The organism is Massilia sp. TWP1-3-3, assembly GCF_049897805.1.
In the GTDB taxonomy this organism is placed as follows: Bacteria; Pseudomonadota; Gammaproteobacteria; order Burkholderiales; family Burkholderiaceae_D; genus Telluria_A.
The window spans coordinates 124,131-142,943 of record NZ_JAFCWX010000013.1 but is presented as its reverse complement, the minus strand read 5'-3'; the positions used below and the strand labels follow the sequence as shown (position 1 = coordinate 142,943).

Annotated in this window: 12 protein-coding genes; 3 read left to right on the top strand and 9 right to left on the bottom strand. The window is 63.4% G+C overall.

The window, feature by feature from the left end; translation table 11 throughout:
* Positions 1 to 26 precede the first annotated feature (26 nt).
* The 7 genes from ACP7D4_RS15280 to ACP7D4_RS15250 all read right to left on the bottom strand — a co-directional run bounded on the left by ACP7D4_RS15280 (position 27) and on the right by ACP7D4_RS15250 (position 10,047).
* On the bottom strand, positions 27 to 2,630 hold the full coding sequence (locus ACP7D4_RS15280) for a TonB-dependent receptor (protein WP_426209910.1): 2,604 nt from the start codon (positions 2,628 to 2,630) through the stop codon (positions 27 to 29).
* Between the two features lie 312 nt (positions 2,631 to 2,942).
* Positions 2,943 to 6,020 carry an alpha-1,6-glucosidase domain-containing protein gene (locus ACP7D4_RS15275; protein ID WP_426209908.1) on the bottom strand — a complete coding sequence of 1,026 codons (3,078 nt, stop codon included), beginning with the start codon at positions 6,018 to 6,020 and terminating at the stop codon, positions 2,943 to 2,945.
* A gap of 385 nt (positions 6,021 to 6,405) precedes the next feature.
* Positions 6,406 to 6,978, bottom strand: a complete 573-nt coding sequence (locus ACP7D4_RS15270) for a metal-dependent hydrolase (RefSeq protein ID WP_426209906.1) — start codon at positions 6,976 to 6,978, stop codon at positions 6,406 to 6,408.
* Between the two features lie 12 nt (positions 6,979 to 6,990).
* Positions 6,991 to 7,920 carry a phosphatidate cytidylyltransferase gene (locus ACP7D4_RS15265; protein ID WP_426209904.1) on the bottom strand — a complete coding sequence of 310 codons (930 nt, stop codon included), beginning with the start codon at positions 7,918 to 7,920 and terminating at the stop codon, positions 6,991 to 6,993.
* A 13-nt stretch (positions 7,921 to 7,933) separates the two neighbouring features.
* On the bottom strand, positions 7,934 to 8,545 hold the full coding sequence (locus tag ACP7D4_RS15260; RefSeq protein WP_426105415.1) for a lysophospholipid acyltransferase family protein: 612 nt from the start codon (positions 8,543 to 8,545) through the stop codon (positions 7,934 to 7,936).
* Positions 8,542 to 9,165, bottom strand: coding sequence for a CDP-alcohol phosphatidyltransferase family protein (locus ACP7D4_RS15255; RefSeq protein WP_426105414.1), 624 nt, complete (start codon positions 9,163 to 9,165; stop codon positions 8,542 to 8,544). Before ACP7D4_RS15255 ends, ACP7D4_RS15260 begins: the two co-directional genes overlap by 4 nt.
* 126 nt (positions 9,166 to 9,291) lie before the next feature.
* Positions 9,292 to 10,047 (bottom strand): class II aldolase/adducin family protein, encoded by a 756-nt coding sequence (locus tag ACP7D4_RS15250; RefSeq protein ID WP_426209903.1) that lies wholly within the window; start codon positions 10,045 to 10,047, stop codon positions 9,292 to 9,294.
* An 87-nt stretch (positions 10,048 to 10,134) separates the two neighbouring features.
* Between ACP7D4_RS15250 and ACP7D4_RS15245 the strand changes: the two genes are divergently transcribed.
* A complete protein-coding gene (locus ACP7D4_RS15245; protein ID WP_426209901.1) occupies positions 10,135 to 10,821 on the top strand; it encodes a Crp/Fnr family transcriptional regulator in 687 nt (228 codons plus the stop codon).
* Positions 10,822 to 10,992: 171 nt separating this feature from the next.
* On the opposite strand, the gene cphA (ACP7D4_RS15240) is transcribed toward ACP7D4_RS15245, so the two are convergent.
* Both cphA (ACP7D4_RS15240) and cphA (ACP7D4_RS15235) read right to left on the bottom strand, forming a co-directional pair.
* Positions 10,993 to 13,563 carry a cyanophycin synthetase gene (cphA, locus tag ACP7D4_RS15240; RefSeq protein WP_426209899.1) on the bottom strand — a complete coding sequence of 857 codons (2,571 nt, stop codon included), beginning with the start codon at positions 13,561 to 13,563 and terminating at the stop codon, positions 10,993 to 10,995.
* A gap of 90 nt (positions 13,564 to 13,653) precedes the next feature.
* Positions 13,654 to 15,831, bottom strand: a complete 2,178-nt coding sequence (cphA, locus tag ACP7D4_RS15235; RefSeq protein ID WP_426209898.1) for a cyanophycin synthetase — start codon at positions 15,829 to 15,831, stop codon at positions 13,654 to 13,656.
* A gap of 191 nt (positions 15,832 to 16,022) precedes the next feature.
* Between cphA (ACP7D4_RS15235) and ACP7D4_RS15230 the strand changes: the two genes are divergently transcribed.
* The gene (locus tag ACP7D4_RS15230) at positions 16,023 to 18,305 is read left to right on the top strand and encodes an ABC transporter ATP-binding protein (RefSeq protein ID WP_426209897.1); all 2,283 of its coding nucleotides are present in this window, start codon (positions 16,023 to 16,025) and stop codon (positions 18,303 to 18,305) included.
* Positions 18,306 to 18,308: 3 nt separating this feature from the next.
* Complete coding sequence (locus ACP7D4_RS15225) at positions 18,309 to 18,779, top strand: DUF1854 domain-containing protein (RefSeq protein WP_426209895.1); 471 nt, start codon at positions 18,309 to 18,311, stop codon at positions 18,777 to 18,779.
* Positions 18,780 to 18,813: the final 34 nt, after the last annotated feature.

Sequence of the window (18,813 nt, the reverse complement as noted above, 5' to 3'; positions counted from 1 at the left end):
ACGGCGTTTCGTCAGAGCTTGGCGGCTCAGTACTTGTAATGCATCGCCAGACCGATGGCACGGTCGTAGCGGCGCGTGTCACGCACCAGGCTCGCGTCTTGATTGAAGTAGTCGTGGTACGGCTGGTCCAGCAGGTTGTTGCCATCCAGTGTTACCGTCAACTGCTTGCTGATCTTGTAGGTCAGCGAGCCGTCCAGCGACTTGAGCGGCGCAACGTACAGGCTCAGGTTCTTGGTATTGCGATAGTCGACCTCGGAGAGGAACTTCGAACGCCAGTTGTAAGCCAGGCGCGCCGACCAGTCGCCACGCTCGTACAGGCCGATCAGGTTGTACGACGTTTTCGACTGGCCCAGGAAAGGCGATTCCTTGCCGTCCGGGTTGATCTGCGTGCCCGTCATATAAGTGAAGTTTGCCTCCATCCCGAGTCCCTTGAGCATGCCTGGCAGACCGTCGTAGAACTGGCGGTAGGACAATTCCGCGCCGCGCAAGTTGGCCTTGCTCAGGTTGTAGTTGCGCTCGACGTTGTAGACCTTGCCGTTGATTGTCTCGGGGTTCGTTTTCTTGGCCAGCCGGTCATTGAATTTGTGCTCGAACACCGTTGCTGTAAGCATGCCCGTCGGGGCGAAATACCATTCCAGCGCTACGTCAACATTTTTCGAGCGGGTCGGACGCAGCAGGGGGTTGCCGGCCGTGCCGTTGCCCGGCCTGCTCGAGTCGGTGCCTGGATCGAGACGCAACGCCGGATTGTAGTCGGGGAAGTTCGGCCGTTCGATGGCTTTGCCCGCGATGAAGCGGCCAATCAGCGTCGGCGTAAAGTCGGCCCGCAGCGCCAGGCTCGGCAACACGTCGGTACGGCTGGTGTCGACCGTGATCGGGGCCAGCACGCCGGCCAGCGACGAATTTCCTCTCAAGGTCTGCTTGGTGCGCACAACCCGGGTCGAGAGCACGCCACTGATTGGCACGCCCGCATGGAAGGCAAACTTGGCCTTGCCGTACAGCGCCGAAGTCTTCTCGATGTCGTCGTAGTAGCTCAACGGATCTTTTCCCAGCGCGTCGGACGAGCCGCTCAGGATCTTGCGTACTTCAGCCGTGTGGTCGAGCAGGTAATCCTTGTCCGCCACGATGTACTGGCCCACGCCATAGTTACCAGCGGTCGGCGCCGACAGAGTGTACAGGCCGGGGAAGTTGCTCACATTGCGACCCTGGTTCGGGCCGAAATTCCACCAGACGTCCTTGTTCGCTTGCGAATACGCCTTGCGCTCGGCCAGACGCACGCCGCCGGCCAGTTCCTTGACCATGCTCAGCACGCCGTTGTCGCTGATATCCCACACCACGTCGGAGCGCCAGTCGACGTTGGTCCCGCCGCGATTGTCGGCGATATCCTTGCCGCCGGCGATGCGGAAGTTGGCATTCACCGGGTCTTGCATATTGGTACCAGGGAAGTCGACAAAGCCGCCGCTTTCGCGAATCGCGCCGGTAAAGCCATGTGCCGTGTAGTCAAAGTCGGCGATCACGCGATGCTCTTCGAAATAGCTTTTGGTGCGCGCCAGTTCCGTGGTCACGCGTACGGCCGGTGTGACGTCCCAGCGTGCGCCGACGGCGTACTGCGCATTCGTCACATCGTGCTGGTAAGCCTGGGTCGAGGTGAAGCCGCCATGATCCTGGTTGAGCAGGGTGATGGTGTCGAGGTAGTTGCTGTTAGGCTTGGTGGTGATGGTCGCGTTGCGGAAGTTCGGCGGAAAGCCGAGCATGAAGTTTTCCTGGTAGCGGTGATCGATATTCGTGCGAAAGCCCTCGGCAAACACTTCCACGGTGGCGCTTGGACGCCATTGCAGCGCAAAATTGAGCGCCTCGCGCTTGCGGTCGCCATTGCGCATGAAGCGGCCGAGGAAGTTGGTGCCCATGATGCCGCGGTCGATTACCGCCGGTTCCCCGGCGAAGGCCACTTCGTCGGCGTAACGGCCGCGCTGGTAGGATACGCCGACCAAAGCGCCCACTTCGCCGATGCTGGTTTTCCAGCGGTTGCTGGCCATGGCGCTGACGTCGGGATTGTTGGTGCCGGCCTTGTCTCGGTTTTCAACGCGGGCGTTGGCATTGAAGGTGGCGCCCTTGAAGTCGAATGGACGGTTGGTGCGCACGTCGATCACGCCGGCGGTGCCGCCTTCCGGCAGGTCGCCGCCCTGGGTCTTGTAGACGTCGATCCGCTGCAGCATCGTGGCCGGCACGTCCGACAGGTACAGGCTGCGGCCGGAATCGGAGAAAAATTCACGGCCGTTCAGCAGCGTGGTAATGCCGCCCAGGCCGCGGATGATGACGGTGCCGGCTTCGCCGCCGCCGCGGATGACTTGCACGCCGGTGACGCGCTGGAGGATCTCGGCGACGTTTTTATCAGGGAATTTGCCGATGTCATCGGCGACGATCGAGTCGACCACTTGGTCCGCATTTTTCTTGAGCGTCTGGGCGCTTTGCGCAGCCTTGCGCTGTCCGGTGACGGTCACGGTTTGCGCCTCTTGCGCTGACACCGAAGCCGTGGTGAGGACACCGGCGCCGATCAGCGATGCAACCAGGGCCTTGAGGGCTACCGGACGTACTTGCCGGGAGTAGCCACGCGCGATTTGATGATGTTCCATAAGTCTCCGATCTATTTTTTTGAAGTATGTGTTGTGACTCTTTCGCAACCACCAGCAAATGGTAGGTGGACAATAGAAAACGCTCCAATCATGTTTTTCGCCAAACCGATATTGGTTTGGATATGTCGCCTCAAGTTTCTGGCGTTCGGAGGGCACATATCGCATTAAAACAAGCGCTTAGAAACATAGATGTTGACTTATGGTAACAGTGCGTAACGGCAATGTCTGTTGGGGACGGCAGTAGTGTTGGTTTTACGCCATAAAAAAAGCCACCCGGGTCGCGGGTGGCTTTGCTTGCTGCGCTACCAACTGTCAGTTAACGTTTGCCGCCGCCGACTGCTCCACGAACACGACGGTGCTGCGCGGCGGAATGGTAAAGACACCGCTGGCGCGATCGAAGGTCGCCGTTTTCGCCAGCGCATCGCTGGACGATTTGCGCTGTACCTTGTGAATCGACAGATTGTGCCCTTTCAGCTCGTCCACGTTGACCTCGCGCGCCAGTTTGTCGACGTTGAAGAACACGGCCAGCTTGCTGTACTTGGCGTGCTGGTAGCCGCGCCCGTCGATGGTCATGGCGATCACGCCGGCCACTTGCTGGGGCCCGGTGTTATGAAACTTGACGCGCTCAATCACGTCTTGGGCGGTGCGCAGGCGGAACAGCGACGAGTCGGCGCGGATCTCGAGCAGGTCCAGGAAGTAATCGCGCGCGCTGACGATTGCGGCGCGATCTGGCTTGATCAGCGGATTGGCCAGGATCGGCGACATCAGAGCCCAGTTACTGCCGTTCACGCCCTGCATCGGCAAGCCCACGCCGAAGTTGTTCGACTGGTAGGTGTAATCGAGCTTGTTGAACCAGTCGCCCGCATTGTAGCTGTCGCGGTCCATGGATTTGGAGCGCAGGATTTCCTGGCCCGCGTGGAAGAACGGCACGCCCTGCGAGAACATGTTGATTGCCGCGCCCAGATTTTGCACGCGCACCCGGTCGGCCAGGCTGGTCGACTGCGGCAGCTTGAAGGCGTTCAGGTCGAACAGGGTCTGGTTGTCGTGCGCTTCCACGTAGTTGATGGTTTCCTGCGGGCTGGCGGCAAAGCCGGCTTGCTGACCGAAGTAATCGATCTGCGCATTCTTGCGCAGCGCGCCGAAACGGTCGGTGAAGCTGTAGTCGCGCAGGGTGCCCGACAGGCCCACCTTGACCAGGTCGCCCAGGCGCAGCAGGTCGTCCTTGGTCTGCTTGCTGGTGGCGCTCGGGTCGAACCAGGCGCCGTTGATGAAGCCCTGCTCGCTGATCAGTGAAGGGCCGCTGTCGCAGCAGCCGCCGCCGCGGATGGTGTCGCGCAGGCGGTCGTTGAACGAACCTACGCCGGTGCCGAACATATTGGCCTGGCGCGCCTGGACGAAGCGCGCGTCGTTGGCGACGACGCCGAAGTTCCAGGCTTCGCCATACAGGTAGATGTCGCGCCCGGCCGCCTTGGCCACGTCGGCCTTGAGCTGGGTGATTACCGCCAGCGGCGCCATGCCCATGATGTCGAAGCGGAAGCTGTCGACCTTGTAGTCGCGCGCCCAGGTCGAGACCGAGTCGATCATCAGCTTGGCCATCATCGCGTTTTCGGCGGCGGTGTCGACGCAGCAGCTGTCGTTGGTGATGCCGCCGCTGTTGTTAAGGCGGTAGTAATAGGTCGGCACAATCTTGTCGAGCACCGACAGCGGATTTTGCGCTGCCGACGTGGTGTGGTTGTAGACCACGTCCATCACGACGCGCAAGCCGTTTTCGTGCAGCGACTGGACCATGGAGCGAAATTCGCGCACGCGCACGGCGCCGTCGGCCGCGTTGCTGGAAAAGCTGCCATCGGGAGCGCTGTAGTGGACCGGATCGTAGCCCCAGTTGAAGCAGTCGCTGTTTTCGGACGCGGCCACGGCGGCTTGCTGGGTTGGCGAATTCGGTCCATCGGCAGGGATGATCGGGTTGCTGCAGCCCGCTTCATTCACGCTGGCCGTGTCAAAGCTTGGCAGCAGGTGGATGTGGCTCAGGCCCGCTTTTTGCAGCGCGCGCAGGTGGCGCATGCCGTTCGATTCAACATCGGTAAAGGCCATGAACTTGCCGCGGTGCTCAAGCGGCACGGTCAGGTCGGCCACGCTAAAATCGCGCACCTGCAGTTCGTAAAGCGAGATATCGGTCGGGTGCTCGAGCTTGGGAATGTCGTGGCGGTCCCAGCCTGCTGGCTTGAGCGCTGCGCTGTCGAGGTTGGCGACGAAGCTGCGCGCGCTATTGGTGTCCAGGCTGAGCGAGTAGGGGTCGGTGACGACATTACTCACCACGCCATTGGCGGCCCAGCGCGAGAGCACCTTGACCGTGTAGGTATAGTAGGCGCGGTTGGTCCAGCTGGCGTCGGGCGCAGCGTACGACCACACGCCGCTGGCCGCGTCGCGCGTCATCGGTACGCTGGTCGTCGTGCTCGCTGCCGCATCGGCATACACATTGAGCGCGACCGATTTGGCCGTCGGCGCCCAGACGCGGAAGGTCGGCACGCCGGCCGCGTTAAAACTCGGCCCCAGCTTGGCGCTTGCCGCTGCACTGGCGAAGAGCGCGTCGAGCATGCCGGCCGATTGCAGCGACGTTACCTGCACCAGGGCGCCGGCGGCGTTGAACTGGGCGATGGCGAACTGACTGCTGACCTTTGCCGGCAGGCTCGCGACGGCGCTTTGCGCCATGACCAGCGCGGTGTTCGACGCCAGATGCGGGAACTTGGCGGCCAGCGCCGGCGAGAGCTTGCCGGCCGTGAGCAGATCGATGCTGCCATCGGCGCCCGTCACGCCCTCAGGGGACGAGCTCAGGCCGCCGTTGGCCGCGTAATATAGCTTGTAGCTGCCGGTGGCGGGCGTGCCCGGCCAGACCAGCGTGTTCGGCGCGAGCCAGTGCGCTTTGGCCTCGCCCAGGTTGCCCAGGGTGATGGCAGGCTGTGTGCTGTAGATTTTGCAGTCGCCTTCGAGCATCCACATCTGCTGGCCTTTGGTGGCGATATCGGCGGCGAAATCGAGGCCCTGGTCGTTCCCGCAGTTCTTGTTGCCGTCGCCGTCGGTAACCAGGAACCAGATGCTGGTCTTGGCGGTGTCGATGGGAATATCGACGAAGCCGCCGAAGCTATCGGTGCCCGTCAGCATGAAGCGGCCGCTGATCCAGGCCGGACTCGGATAGACGGGACCCCACCACGAATAGACGCCCCATTGGGCTTCATCGTGCTGTGCGCGCCGGAAGTGCATACGCACGCTGGCCGGTGCCTGGACCGACGCGGCGAACGTTGCCATGACACGCGGCTGCTGCTTAGGTGGAGGTGAGGAAGAATCGGCGGCATTGCCACCGCAAGCGGAAAGAAAAGCTGCACCTGTAGCCATGGCAACGGCTAGCTTCAGATGTGAAGTAATACTACGTAGACTACGCATATGCGACTCCTGGAAGAGTGATTGGCGAACGGCGCCCTGTCCTTAATTCATCGTTTTTGTGACGCCGCCGCTGGGAATGAAGATCCCCTGCATGTAATATTACTACACATCATTTTCTCTTTTATCTGTTTCTCCTAAATATACATTTTCTCTTTGGCAATAAGGACTGAGAGTAAATACACCGGGGTCAAACCTCCATTTAAAAATAATTGCAAAACTGGGGTCAGACCTCGGTGAAGTGGCAATAACACGGTGTTTTTTTTGATAAACCGAGGGGGCGGGCGGAACCGCAGTGGCGAAAGGCGTCCGAAACGCCACAATCGTTGCTGCGACGAACTTAATTGCCAGGATCTTGAGGTCTGACCCCAATTAAAAAACTATTTCGCAAAAGTGGTCTGACCCCGAAGTACATGGTCGCGCAGGCGGTCAGTGCGGGCAGCCAGACCCAGCGCAGTTCGGACAAGGCAACCTCGAGGCCGCGCCGGCTCAGGATCCGGTCCAGCCCCAGGGGCGATACTGCGACCGGGCGCCAGGGAAAGAAGTGGCGCTGCTCGCTGAAGGGCCAGAAAAGGGCGACGCCTTTGCCGCCATCGGTCAGCATGTCGAGTACCCCGTGCGATGCCATGCAGATGGCAACGAACAGGAACGCCTTCAAGCGCGTGCTCTTGATCCAGGGCGCACCCAGCGCTGCCGTCAAGCCCATCAGCACGGCGGACACGAGGGCGTGGCTAACACCGCGGTGACCGAGCGCGTGACCGTAGGGGACCCCCAGATGAAACCCGAGTACGTCGGCGTCGGGCAGCATCGACGCAGCCACGCCGGCCAGCAGCAGGCGCCGTGAAACGACGCTCGAGCCCAGTCCCAGGCCGATGGCCAGCGGGATCGCGGCATGGGTGATGATGGTCGGCACCGGCAGGCCCGCTTACGGCGTCCAGTGCCAGCGCACGATATGGAAGAACACGGGCGCGGCAAAGCCGAGCGAGTCGAGCCGGTCCATGTAGCCGCCGTGTCCTGCAATGCCGGTGCCCCAGTCCTTGGCGCCGAGCGAGCGCTTCACGCCCGACATTACCAGCCCGCCCAAGGCGCCGCAGATCACGATCAGCGCCGACATGCCGGCCGCTTCGTAAGCATTGAAGGGCGTGACGAACGCCAGCGCACCGCCAATGAGCATGGTGGCAAGGCCGCCGCCGATCAAGCCTTCCCAGGTCTTGGCCGGGCTGAGCTTGGGCGCCATCTTGTGTTTGCCGAACAGTTTGCCAAACACGTACTGCAGCACGTCGCTGATCTGCACAATGAAGGTAAAGAAGAACAGCAGCTGCGCATTGTGCCCTTCAAAATTCGGAATCTCCAGCATCAGCAGCGCCGGTGCGTGGCTCACGCCATACACGCAGATCATCACCGCAAAAATGATGCGCGCATTGCGCGACAAGAAGTCGTCGGTGTCCTGGCTCATGGCGCTGGCCGCCGAGATCAGGAAGAAGATGTAGACCGGGATCATGATCGAAAACAGCCCATACCATTTGATCGCCAGCAGCCAGTACTGCACCGGCAGCGCAATGAAAAAAGCGATGAACAGCGGCCAGTAGTCGCTCTTGCGCGTCGGCGTGAGCGTGAGAAATTCGCGCAGCGCCATGAGCGACGCGAAGCCGAAGACGACAATGGTCGCGTAAGGGCCCAGCACAAAGGCGGAAAACAGCACGAACACCATGACCCACCAGGCCTTGATGCGCGCGTTCAGGTTATGGATGGTGTCGCTGGCCGGGTTTTTCAGCTTCAGCACGAAGCCGGTCAGGGACGCGGCGACCAGGATCGCCAGCAGGATGCGACCGGTGAGGAGAAATTGGGGTGTCATCAATGCGCCGCTGTCAGAAGGTGTCGGCCAGGTCGCACACGGCCTGGTTGGCGCGGATCAAAAACGTTTCCTTGTCTTCGCCGCGGTCATTGAAAATCGGCGCGCCGAAGTGCGCGCGGCACAGCAGCGGCAGCGGGACCGGGGCGCCCTTGGGAAGCGCGCGGTGCAGGTTTTCCTGGTACACCGGGACCAGGGCCAGCGTGGGGCGCTCTTTGGTCAGGTAATACAGGCCGGACTTGAAGGCGCTGGGCAGCTTGGCGGCGTTGCGCGTCCCTTCCGGGAAAACAATCAGCGAGTCCTGCCGGTCGAGCGCGGCGGCCAGCGGAATGAGCGCGTCGGCGCCGCCCTTGGCACGGTCGACCATGACGACGTTGAGCAGCTTGTGCGCAATGTAGCGGCGGGTGGCCGAGGCGCCCCAGTAGTCGGCGCCCGCCACCGGCCGCGTGCGCTCGCGCATGGTTCCCGGCAGCGCTGCCAGCAGGCCCGTGGTGTCGAGGTGGCTGGTGTGATTGGCAAAAAAGATGCACGGATGCGCGGGCGGCACGTCAAAGAAGGCGGCGCCGCCGACGATCAGCCGCTGCAAGCCCAGCAGCGCGTCGCGCTGCATACGGTAAAAGGCGTTCATGGCATGTCCTTTTGCTGGAGCAGGCGGCACAGCGCCAGCGTGCGGGTGGCGCAGGTGACCAGACTGAGTGCTGCGATGATCGCCATCGCAATGGCCAGCGGCATGAGCCCGAACGGCAGCAAGGGCGTGGCCACGCAGGCGACCGTCAGTACCGCCATGCGGTGCTGCTTGGCCATCGGCCCGCGAAAATCGTGACCGAGTCCGCACGAGGCGCCATACACCCGCACGTACGCGGTCAACGCGGCGGCCAGGGCGGCCAGCCAGCCCAGTTCGGGCCTGACGCACGCATAGCCGGCCGCCACCAGCAGCAGCGAGTCGGCAATCCGGTCGGGAAACTCGTTGTAGACCGGTCCGAGCGCGGTGGCCTGCTTGTGTTCAACGGCGACCATGCCGTCAAACAGATTGCACAGCAGCCGGCCCTGGATGCACAGCGCCGCGCCGATCAGGTACCAGCCGCCCAGGTACAAGGCCCCCGCGCCCAGTGCGGCAAAAACAATGCTCAGGACCGAAATCTGGTTGGGGGTGATGCCCATGCCGGCCAGCGAGCGGGCCAGCCCTTGCGCCCAGTTGGCGCTGCGCACAGTGATCGGCCTGCGGTCCGACTCGTCGGGATGTGTCATGCGTGGTCCATCATGCGTGCGGCGTTTCTCGAGATGTAGGCGGCCCCAGTGTAGTTGCTTTTTAATTAATCGGCAATGTTAACCTTTTTGCCTGCACGCGCCTGCGCCCGCCTGCAGCTGGTCCGCTCAAGCGGCATAGCCCGGATCGAGCTTGTCGAGTTTGCGCATCAGCGCCGGCCAGGCAAAGGCGCCGCCCATGCCGCCCGTCTGCACCCGCATTGCTTCGCCCACGCCCAGCACGATGCGCGGATCGACTTCGATCAGTTCGCCCCCGGCCTGCGCGGCGAGCTGGATTTGGCAGGCCGCTTCAAACGTGTACATCGAGAGAAAGGCGTCAGGGATGCTGCGGCTGGCCACCAGCAAGCCGTGATTGCGCAGCACCATGAACGTGGCCTGTCCCAGGTCGGCCTGCAGGCGCGGCTTTTCGTCGTCGCGAAAGGCCACGCCCTCATAGCCGTGATAGGCGAGCGACGCGAGCACGAAGGTGGACTGCTGCGAAATGGGCAGAACGCCGCACTTTTGCGCGCTCACCGCCACCCCGGCGCGCGTATGCGTGTGGATCACGCACTGCGCGTCAGCGCGCGCTTGGTGCACTGCGCTGTGGATCACGAAGCCGGCCGGGTTCACCGGGAACGGCGAGTCGATCACCTTGTTGCACTGCTGGTCGACCTTGACCAGCGACGAGGCGGTGATCTCATCGAACATCAAGCCGTAAGGGTTGATCAGGAAGTGGTGCTCGGGGCCGGGAACGCGGGCGCTGATGTGGGTGAACACCAGGTCGCTCCAGCCGTACATGGCCACCAGCCGGTAGCAGGCGGCCAGGTCGATGCGGGTCTGCCACTCGTCGGCGCTGACGACGTCCTTGAGGGAAGGGATATTCATGTGCGTGTCTCCTTGTGTTGTTGTCGTAGACGATAGCGCGGGACTACAATGGAAACTGTCAAAATTTTTACAATTGGTGAGATAGTCATGCACGATTGCCCGGCCTTGCTGGCCGCCTTGTCGGTCAACCCGTGGTTCGCCTCGCTGCCGGTCGAGGTGCGCGCGCACATGGTCGGTCAGGCCGAGCCGGTCCGCCTGCGGCGCGGGGAGATGCTGTTTCGCCAGGGCGATGCGGCGTCCGGTTTGTATGCCCTGGTTGCCGGCACGCTCAAGATGTCCACGCTGCGCGAAGACGGCAAGGAGGCGATTCTGGCGGTGATCGAAGCGGGCGTCTGGTTCGGCGAGATTTCGCTGATCGACAAGCAGCCGCGCACCCATGACGCCACGGCCGTTGGCAAGGTGGAGGCGCTGCTGCTGCCGCGCAGTGTGTTCGACACGCTGATGCAGCGCGCCGATTTTGCGGGTGCCATCGCCGCGCTGCTGGCAGCGCGCATCCGGCTTTTATACGGCATCGTGGAAGACGCGACGCTGCGCTCGACGCGCGCCCGCGTGGCGCGCCGCTTGCTGTTGCTGGCCCGGGGCGACGCGGCGCTGTCGCCCGGTCCGCGTGCGCGCGTGCCGGTGTCGCAGGAAGGATTGGCGATGATGCTGGGGATGACGCGCCAGACTTTGTCGACGCAATTGCGCTTGCTCGCTGACGAAGGGATGATCGAGCTGGGGTATCGCTGTATCGAGGTCGTGTCCGTAGAGCGCCTGCGACACCTGATTGGCTAACGTTCGGTCAGGGGAAAAAGCGGGCGTCCAGCAAGTGATCGATGGGATACGGATTTCCCTGGGGGAACGTCGATTCCGCCAACCCGGTTTCGAGAGAAGCACGATGGACTGCGGGCAATTGCCGCCATTGCGCACTCCATGCACAATGGCGGCAATTGCAGCCCCGGCCGGTCAGTTTTCCGCGACGCGCCGGGCGATATGGGCCAGCGCTTCCTCGACCTGGTCGATCAGGATCAGGCACAGGTCGCCTTCGCCCAGGCGCGCGAGCGCCGTGTCGATGGCCAAAAATTCGCCGTTGATCTCGTCGATATGGGTGGTGCGCCGGGCGCCGCTCAAGCCGCGCCGCAGCAGGCCGACCACTTCACCGTCGGCCCGTCCGCGCTGGCACTGGTCCTGGTACAGCAGCACGTCGTCGAACGCGGCGCCCAGGATCTCGGTCTGCTGCGTGATGTCGATGTCGCGCCGGTCGCCGGCGCCGCTGATGACGACCGAGCGGCGCTTGGCCGGCATGTTCTCCACCGCGCCAACCAGGGCCAGAATCGCATCCGGATTGTGCCCGTAGTCGGCGATCACGGTTGCGCCGCGATAGTTGAACACATTGAAGCGGCCAGGCGCATTGTCGCTCTCGCCCATGAACGATTGCAGGCCGGCGCAGATGCGCTCCCACGCGGTGCCGACCGCCCACGCGGCAGCGACCGAGGCCATCACGTTCTCGACCTGGAAGCCGATCGCCCCGCCGCGGGTGACGGGAATGTCGGCCAGCGCGACGCTGTGGCGGGTCTTGCCCTGGGAGGCCACGAGCATGCCGTCTTCGACGTACACCACGCGCTGCCCCTGGGCGCGGTGGGTGGACATGACGGGGTGCTCGACGTCGAGCGCAAAGAAGGTGACGCTGCCGCGGCAGTTGTGCGCCATGGCCGCGACGATAGGGTCGGCGGCATTGAGCACCGCCGTGCCGCCTACGGCCACGTTTTGCACGATCACGCGCTTGAGCACGGCCAGGTCTTCCAGCGTGGTGATGTAGTTCAGTCCCAGGTGGTCGCCCGAGCCGATGTTGGTCACCACCGCCACCTGGCAGCGGTCAAAGGCCAGTCCTTCGCGCAGCATGCCGCCGCGCGCCGTTTCAAAGACGGCGGCGTCGACGTCCGGATGGAGCAGCACATTGCGCGCGCTGCGCGGGCCGCTGCAGTCGCCGCTGTCGATGCGCCGGCCTTCGATGTACACGCCGTCGGTATTGGTCATGCCGGTGCGCAGGCCGCCGGCGGTGAGCAGGTGGGCGATCAGGCGCACGGTGGTGGTCTTGCCGTTGGTGCCGGTGACGGCCACCACCGGGATGCGGCCGTCGTCGTCGTCCCCGAACAGCGACGCGACGATCGCCTCGCCCACCGCGCGGCCCTTGCCGAACGAGGGCGACAGGTGCATGCGCAGGCCCGGCGCGGCGTTCACTTCAACGATGCCGCCGTTCTGTTCTTCGATCGGTTTCAATACGCTGTCGCACACCAGGTCGACGCCGCAAATGTCCAGCCCCACCATGTGGGCGGCGGCAATTGCGCGTGCCGCCACTTCCGGATGCACGTCGTCGGTGACGTCGGTGGCCGCGCCCCCGGTCGACAGGTTGGCGTTATTGCGCAAAATGACGCGCTGGCCCTTGGACGGGACCGATTCGGCCATGTAACCCTGGTTGGCCAGGCTGGCCAGCGCAATGTCGTCGAAGCGGATCTTGGTCAGCGGCGTGGCGTGCCCGTTGCCGCGGCGCGGATCGAGGTTGACCAGTTCGACCAGTTCACGCACGCTGTGCACGCCGTCGCCGACCACGATCGGCGGGTCGCGCCGCGCGGCGGCAACGAGCTTGTTGCCGATCACGAGCAGGCGGAAGTCATTGCCGGGCAAATAGCGCTCGACCAGAATATCGTCGCGAAATTCGGCCGCGGCCAGGTAGCCGGCGTCGAGCTGTTCGCGGGTGGTGATGTTGACCGTCACGCCCTTGCCCTGGTTGCCGTCCTTCGGCTTGATCACGACCGGCAGGCCGATTTCCTGGGCCGCAGCCCAGGCGTCGTCCTGGTCGGCCACCACGCGACCCATCGGCACCGGCACGCCGGCCGCATGCAGCAGCTTTTTGGTCAGCTCCTTGTCCTGCGCGATGGCTTCGGCAATCGCGCCCGTGCTGTCGATTTCGGCCGCCTGGATCTTGCGCTGGCGGCTGCCCCAGCCGAACATCACCAGGCTGCCCTGGGTCAGGCGCCGAAACGGGATATTGCGCGCCACGGCGGCCTGCACGATGGCGCCGGTCGAAGGACCCAGGCGCACGTCTTCGTCCAGCTCGCGCAAGGCGAGCAAGGCGGCGGGCAAGTCGAAGGCGGCGTCCAGCGCGGCGGCGGCGCACAGTTCGCTCGCCAGCACCATGGCCAGGCGGCCGACTTCTTCTTCGGAGTATTCAACGACAACCTGGTACACGCCTTCTTCCAGCGTGGCGGTGGTGCGGCTGAAGGTGACGGGACAGCCGGCCTGCGCCTGCAGGCCGAGCGCGGCCAGTTCGAGCACGTGCGCCATCGGGATCTTGTCGTCGTGGCCAGTGGGCTGGAACGGGCTCATTTCAGGGAACAGGGCGCGCAGGCGCGCCTCGAAACCGGGCATGTTGCCGACGCAGCTCTCGATCGGCGTGCAGGTGACGATCGCTTCGACCGACGTGTGGTGGCTCCAGAGATTGGGACCACGCAGGGCGCGTATGCGAGATACTTCCATAAACCGTTCATCCTAAGAGGGTAGGGCGCAACGCACGGCGATAGTGGCCGTGCGCGCTGTTATCAATGAGTCGCTGTCAGTTAGTCGTGATCAATGCGTCGGCCGTTTGGGCCGTGGATCGAATGCTCGCAGGCCCGCGCCTATCAGGTCGGCCGGCAGACCCAGGGCCCAGGTTGCGGCGACGGCGGCGAGCAGGCTTTCCGGGTCGTCGCCGGCACCGGCCTTGAGGGCGGCCACGCTCAAGAAGGTATTTTCCATGCTGCCTTCGGCCATCACGATTTTCCCGCCGCGCATGACGACGGCGCGCTTGCCGGCCGCCAGATGGTTGGCAATGACGTCCTGCGACGGATCGAGCCCGTAAAAAATCACTTCGCCGTCGCACAGCTCGGCCAACTCCGCCACCGCCGGGTTGGCCGCGTTGAGCACCGCCACGCCGTCGGGTAGGATGACGTCCACCTGCGTGCGCACTACGTTGGCCATGGCATCAAGGCCGTTGATGTGGAACTCGCCCAATCCCTCATGGCCGTCCATGTCCGTGACCACGCCGACGGCGCACTTGTCGTAGGCCAGGCCGTCGGTCAGGATCATGCGTGCATTGCTCTCGAAAACGGCAGCTTGCACGGTGCGGTTGATCAGCAGGCGCTGGCCCGCCTCCCAGGTGACGGCATTGGCGCCGGAGACCAGGCGCTGGTCGAGGAACAACCCTTCGGAGCTGACCACGCCAGTATGCTTGCCGGTCAGGTGCAGCAGGCAGCCGACCAGCCTGGCAACCAGGCTCGCGCCTTTGGAGCCGGTCACGCCGACAATCGGAATGCGGCCAGTCTCAAGGGCGCCGAACAGGTGATTGACGATGGCTGTGCCAACCGGGCGCGCGTGCCCGTCGGCCGGTTTCAGGTGGGCCAGCAGGCCCGGGCTGGCGTTCACTTCAATGATGGCGCCGCGCTGCTCGTCGAGCGGACGCGATATGTCTTCGCACACCAGGTCGACGCCGGCGATATCGAGGCCGACCACGCGCGCAGCCAGCGCGGCGGCGTGCGCCACCGATGGATGGACCTTGTCGGTGACGTCAAAGGCGACGTTGCCGTTGGGCTGGATCAGCACCTTCTGGCCGGCCAGCGGGACCGAGTACGCCGTCATGCCCTGGCGTTCAAGTTCGAGGATGATTTCGGCGCCGTTTTCAGGCGCCAGCGCATTGAGCGGCGAGTCTTCGCCGGTGCCGCGGCGCGGGTCGGTGTTGATCTGGCTGTCGACCAGGGCGATAACGTTGGCAACGCCGTCGCCGGTGACCCACAGCGACTCGCCCTTGGCGGCGGCCACGAGCTGGGTGCCGACGATCAGCAGGCGATGCTCGTCGCCGGTGATGTAGCGCTCGACCAGCACGCTTTCGCTGTCGCCCTTGCGGCTGGCCAGGTGATAGGCCGCTTCAACGTCGGCCTGGGTCATCAGGTTGAGCGAGACGCCGCGCCCGTGATTGCCGTCGTATGGTTTGACCACGACCGGCAGGCCGATGTCCTGCGCTTCTTCCCAGGCCTCGGCTGCGCTTTTGACCAGCGCGCCTTCCGGCACCGGCACGCCGCACGACTGCAGCAGCGATTTGGTCAAGTCCTTGTCGCTGGCGATGCTCTCGGCGATCGCGCTGGTGCGGTCGGTTTCGGCGGTCCAGATGCGGCGCTGCGCGGCGCCATGGCCAAGCTGCACCAGGTTGCCGTCGGTGAGACGAATGTGGGGTATCTTGCGCTCCGTGGCCGCTTCCACGATGTGCGCGGTGGAGGGCCCGAGGCAGTGTTCGTCGACGATGTCCTTGAGGGCGGCAACCGCCGCGGCCAGGTCAAAGGGCGTGTCGTCGATGGCGGCCATCAGCAGGGCGCGCCCGGTGTCCAGCGCGGCCAGGCCGACCTGTTCCTGGCGGGTGCGAAAAGCCATCTTGTAGACGCCGACCTGGCCGGTGGAACGGGTTTTGCCAAAGCCGGTGCGCATGCCCGCCAGGTTTTGCAGTTCGAGCACGACATGCTCGAGGATGTGGCCGGACCAGGTGCCTTCGCGCAGGCGCTCCAGAAAGCCGCCGCGTTCGCCCACGCCGCAGCGGTGCTCGACCAGGCCGGGAAGCCAGGCCAGCAAGCGTTCGTACAGGCCGGGCAGGGTGTTCGATGGGAACTCTTCAAGCGCACCGATATCGAGCCACGCTTCGATCACGGGGCGATAGGTCCAGATGTTCGGCCCACGCAGGTGCGTTACGCGGAGAAAATCGATTGCTCTTTTCTTTGTCATTTCATCGTTTCTTGCATAATTGCTGAGTACCAGGCCAGGCGTTGAAAACGCCTGGCGATCCTGGCGAGGCCAAATTGCAGCCTATCATGTTGTATACTTGCCCTACCGAAGCTTACCGCGCCAAACCGATTTCTGCCAGTCTCGATTCTTCGAAACCTCTATCGAGAACCCGGCTTACTTTTCCCTCTACAATGACTTCTACACAACTTCCTTCTCAACCGATATTTGCCGCCCCGGCAATTTCATTACCTGGCGCGTGGCAAGGTGAGGTAGAGAAACAACTTGCCACCGGGGAAAACGTTCTGGCGGGCGTCGAGGTTGACCTGGATGCGCGCCTGCGTTTCAAAAAAGGCATGGTCGCGGTGACTGGGCGCCGTTTGCTGGTGCGCGCGCCGGAAGACAATGCGTGGCGCAGCTTTAGCTACCGGCCCGGCCTGGTGCTGCGCCATCATGACCATGCGGGCGTGGGCCACCTGGAACTGTTCGACGAGCAGGGGCGCCTGGGCGCCTGGCGTTTTACGCTGGGCCAGAACCTGCACGCGATCCGCGTGATGGACCATTTCCGCGAGCAGTTGGAAAGCCACCTGAGTGGCCAGCCGGTGCTGGGCGCCGAACACAATATCTGCCCGAGCTGCAAGGCGCCGCTGGAGCCGGACCAGGACGAGTGCCCGATCTGCACCAAGGTGCTGTACACGCCGCCGTCCACCTGGACGCTGTTTCGGCTGTGGCGCTTTGCCAAGCCGTACCGGGGCGAACTGGCGCTGGGCTTTTTCCTGATGCTGGCCAGTACCTGCGCGCACATGATCCCGCCGTACCTGACCAAGCCGCTGATGGACAACGTGCTGATCCCGTTCCAGAACAAAAAGGCGGTCGACACCAGCCTGGTGTGGCTGTACATGACGGGCCTGCTCGGCGCCGCCTTGCTTGCCTATGTGCTGGGCTGGTGGAAGACCTATGTGCTGGCCTTGATCTCCGAGCGCATGGGCGCCGACCTGCGCTCGGCTACATACGAGCATTTGATGAAGCTCTCGCTCGAGTTTTTCGGCGGCAAACGCACCGGCGACCTGATGTCGCGCATCGGCAGCGGCAGCGACCGCATTTGCGTGTACCTGTCGCTGCACCTGCTCGATTTTGCCTCCGACGTCCTGATGATCATCATCACCGGCATCATCCTGGTGCGCGAAGACGCGATGCTGGCCCTGATCACCCTGGGGCCCCTGCCTTTCATCGCCTGGACCATCCACATCGTGCGCGACCGCCTGCGCACGGGCTTTGAAAAGATCGATCGCGTGTGGGGCGAAGTGACCAACGTGCTGGCCGATACTATTCCCGGCGTGCGGGTGGTCAAGGCATTTGCCCAGGAAAAGCGCGAGGCGGCCCGTTTTCGCGAGGCCAACCGGCACAACCTGGCGGCCAATGACAAGCTCAATAAAGTGTGGTCGATTTTCTCGCCGACGGTGTCGTTCCTGACCGAACTCGGTCTGTTGGTGGTGTGGGTGTTTGGCATCTGGCAGGTGTCGCGCGGGCAGATCTCGGTCGGCACGCTGACCTTGTTCATTACCTACAGCGCGCGCTTTTACGGCAGGCTCGATTCGATGAGCCGGATCGTGTCGGTCACGCAGAAAACGGCATCGGCGACCAAGCGTATTTTTGATATCCTGGACCATGTATCGAGCGTGCCGGAACCGGCCAACCCGGTCAGCCTGGATAAAATCGAAGGGCGCATCGACCTGCGCGAAGTCGGTTTCAGGTACGGCAACCGGGCTGTCAACCGCGGCATCACGCTCAATATCAAGGCCGGTGAATTCGTCGGCCTGGTCGGTCACAGCGGCTCGGGCAAGAGCACGCTGGTGAACCTGATCTGCCGCTTTTATGACGTGACGGAAGGCGCGATTTTGCTCGACGGCGTGGACATCCGCTCGTTCGCCATTGCCGACTACCGCCGCAATATCGGCCTGGTGCTGCAAGAGCCGTTCCTGTTCTTCGGGACGATCGCCGAGAACATCGCCTACGGCAAGCCGGACGCCTCGCGTGAAGACATCATCGCCTCGGCGCGCGCCGCGCATGCCCACGAATTCATCCTGCGCCTGCCGCACGGCTACGACTCGATGGTGGGCGAACGGGGGCAGGGTTTGTCGGGCGGCGAGCGCCAGCGCATCTCGATCGCGCGCGCGCTGCTGATCGACCCGCGCATCCTGATCATGGACGAGGCCACGTCCTCGGTCGACTCGGAAACCGAGAAAGAGATCCAGAAGGCGCTCGACAACCTGGTCCAGGGCCGCACCACGATCGCCATCGCGCACCGCCTCTCGACGCTGCACCGCGCCGACCGGCTGGTGGTGCTCGAGCGTGGCGTGGTGATGGAAGAGGGCAGTCATGATGAATTGATGGCGCGCGAAGGCGCCTACTTCCGCCTGTACGAAGCGCAGGCGCGCAATGTCGACACCGACATGGATGACAAGGACGGGGACTAAGCCATGGCAAGCACGCAATTTCAACTGAGCCGCAACAGCTTCGGCAAACTGGTTTTGACCACGCACGAGGGCGAGGTGCACGAGGGCGTCTCGCCGGTGCGCGCGTTCCCGATCCAGTCGCCGGACAAGGGTATTTCGATGGTGCTGGGCGACGGCAAGGAAGTTGGCTGGATCGACGACATTGCCGGCCTGCCGCTGCAGGTGCGCGAGCTGGTGATGGATGAACTGGAAGGGCGCGAATTCATGCCCGAGATTTTGAGCGTCAAGGACGTGAGCAGCTTTGCCACGCCATGCACCTGGTATGTGGCAACCGACCGCGGCGACACTGAATTTACGCTCAAGGGCGAAGAAGACATTCGCCGCATCGGCGCCACGTCGCTGCTGGTGTCGGACAATCACGGGATCAATTTTCTGATTCGCGATATGTATACGATCGATAAAAAGACGCGGCTGATACTGGACCGGTTTTTGTAGGGTTCGCTGGCTTTATTTCTAGCTTTACAGCGTT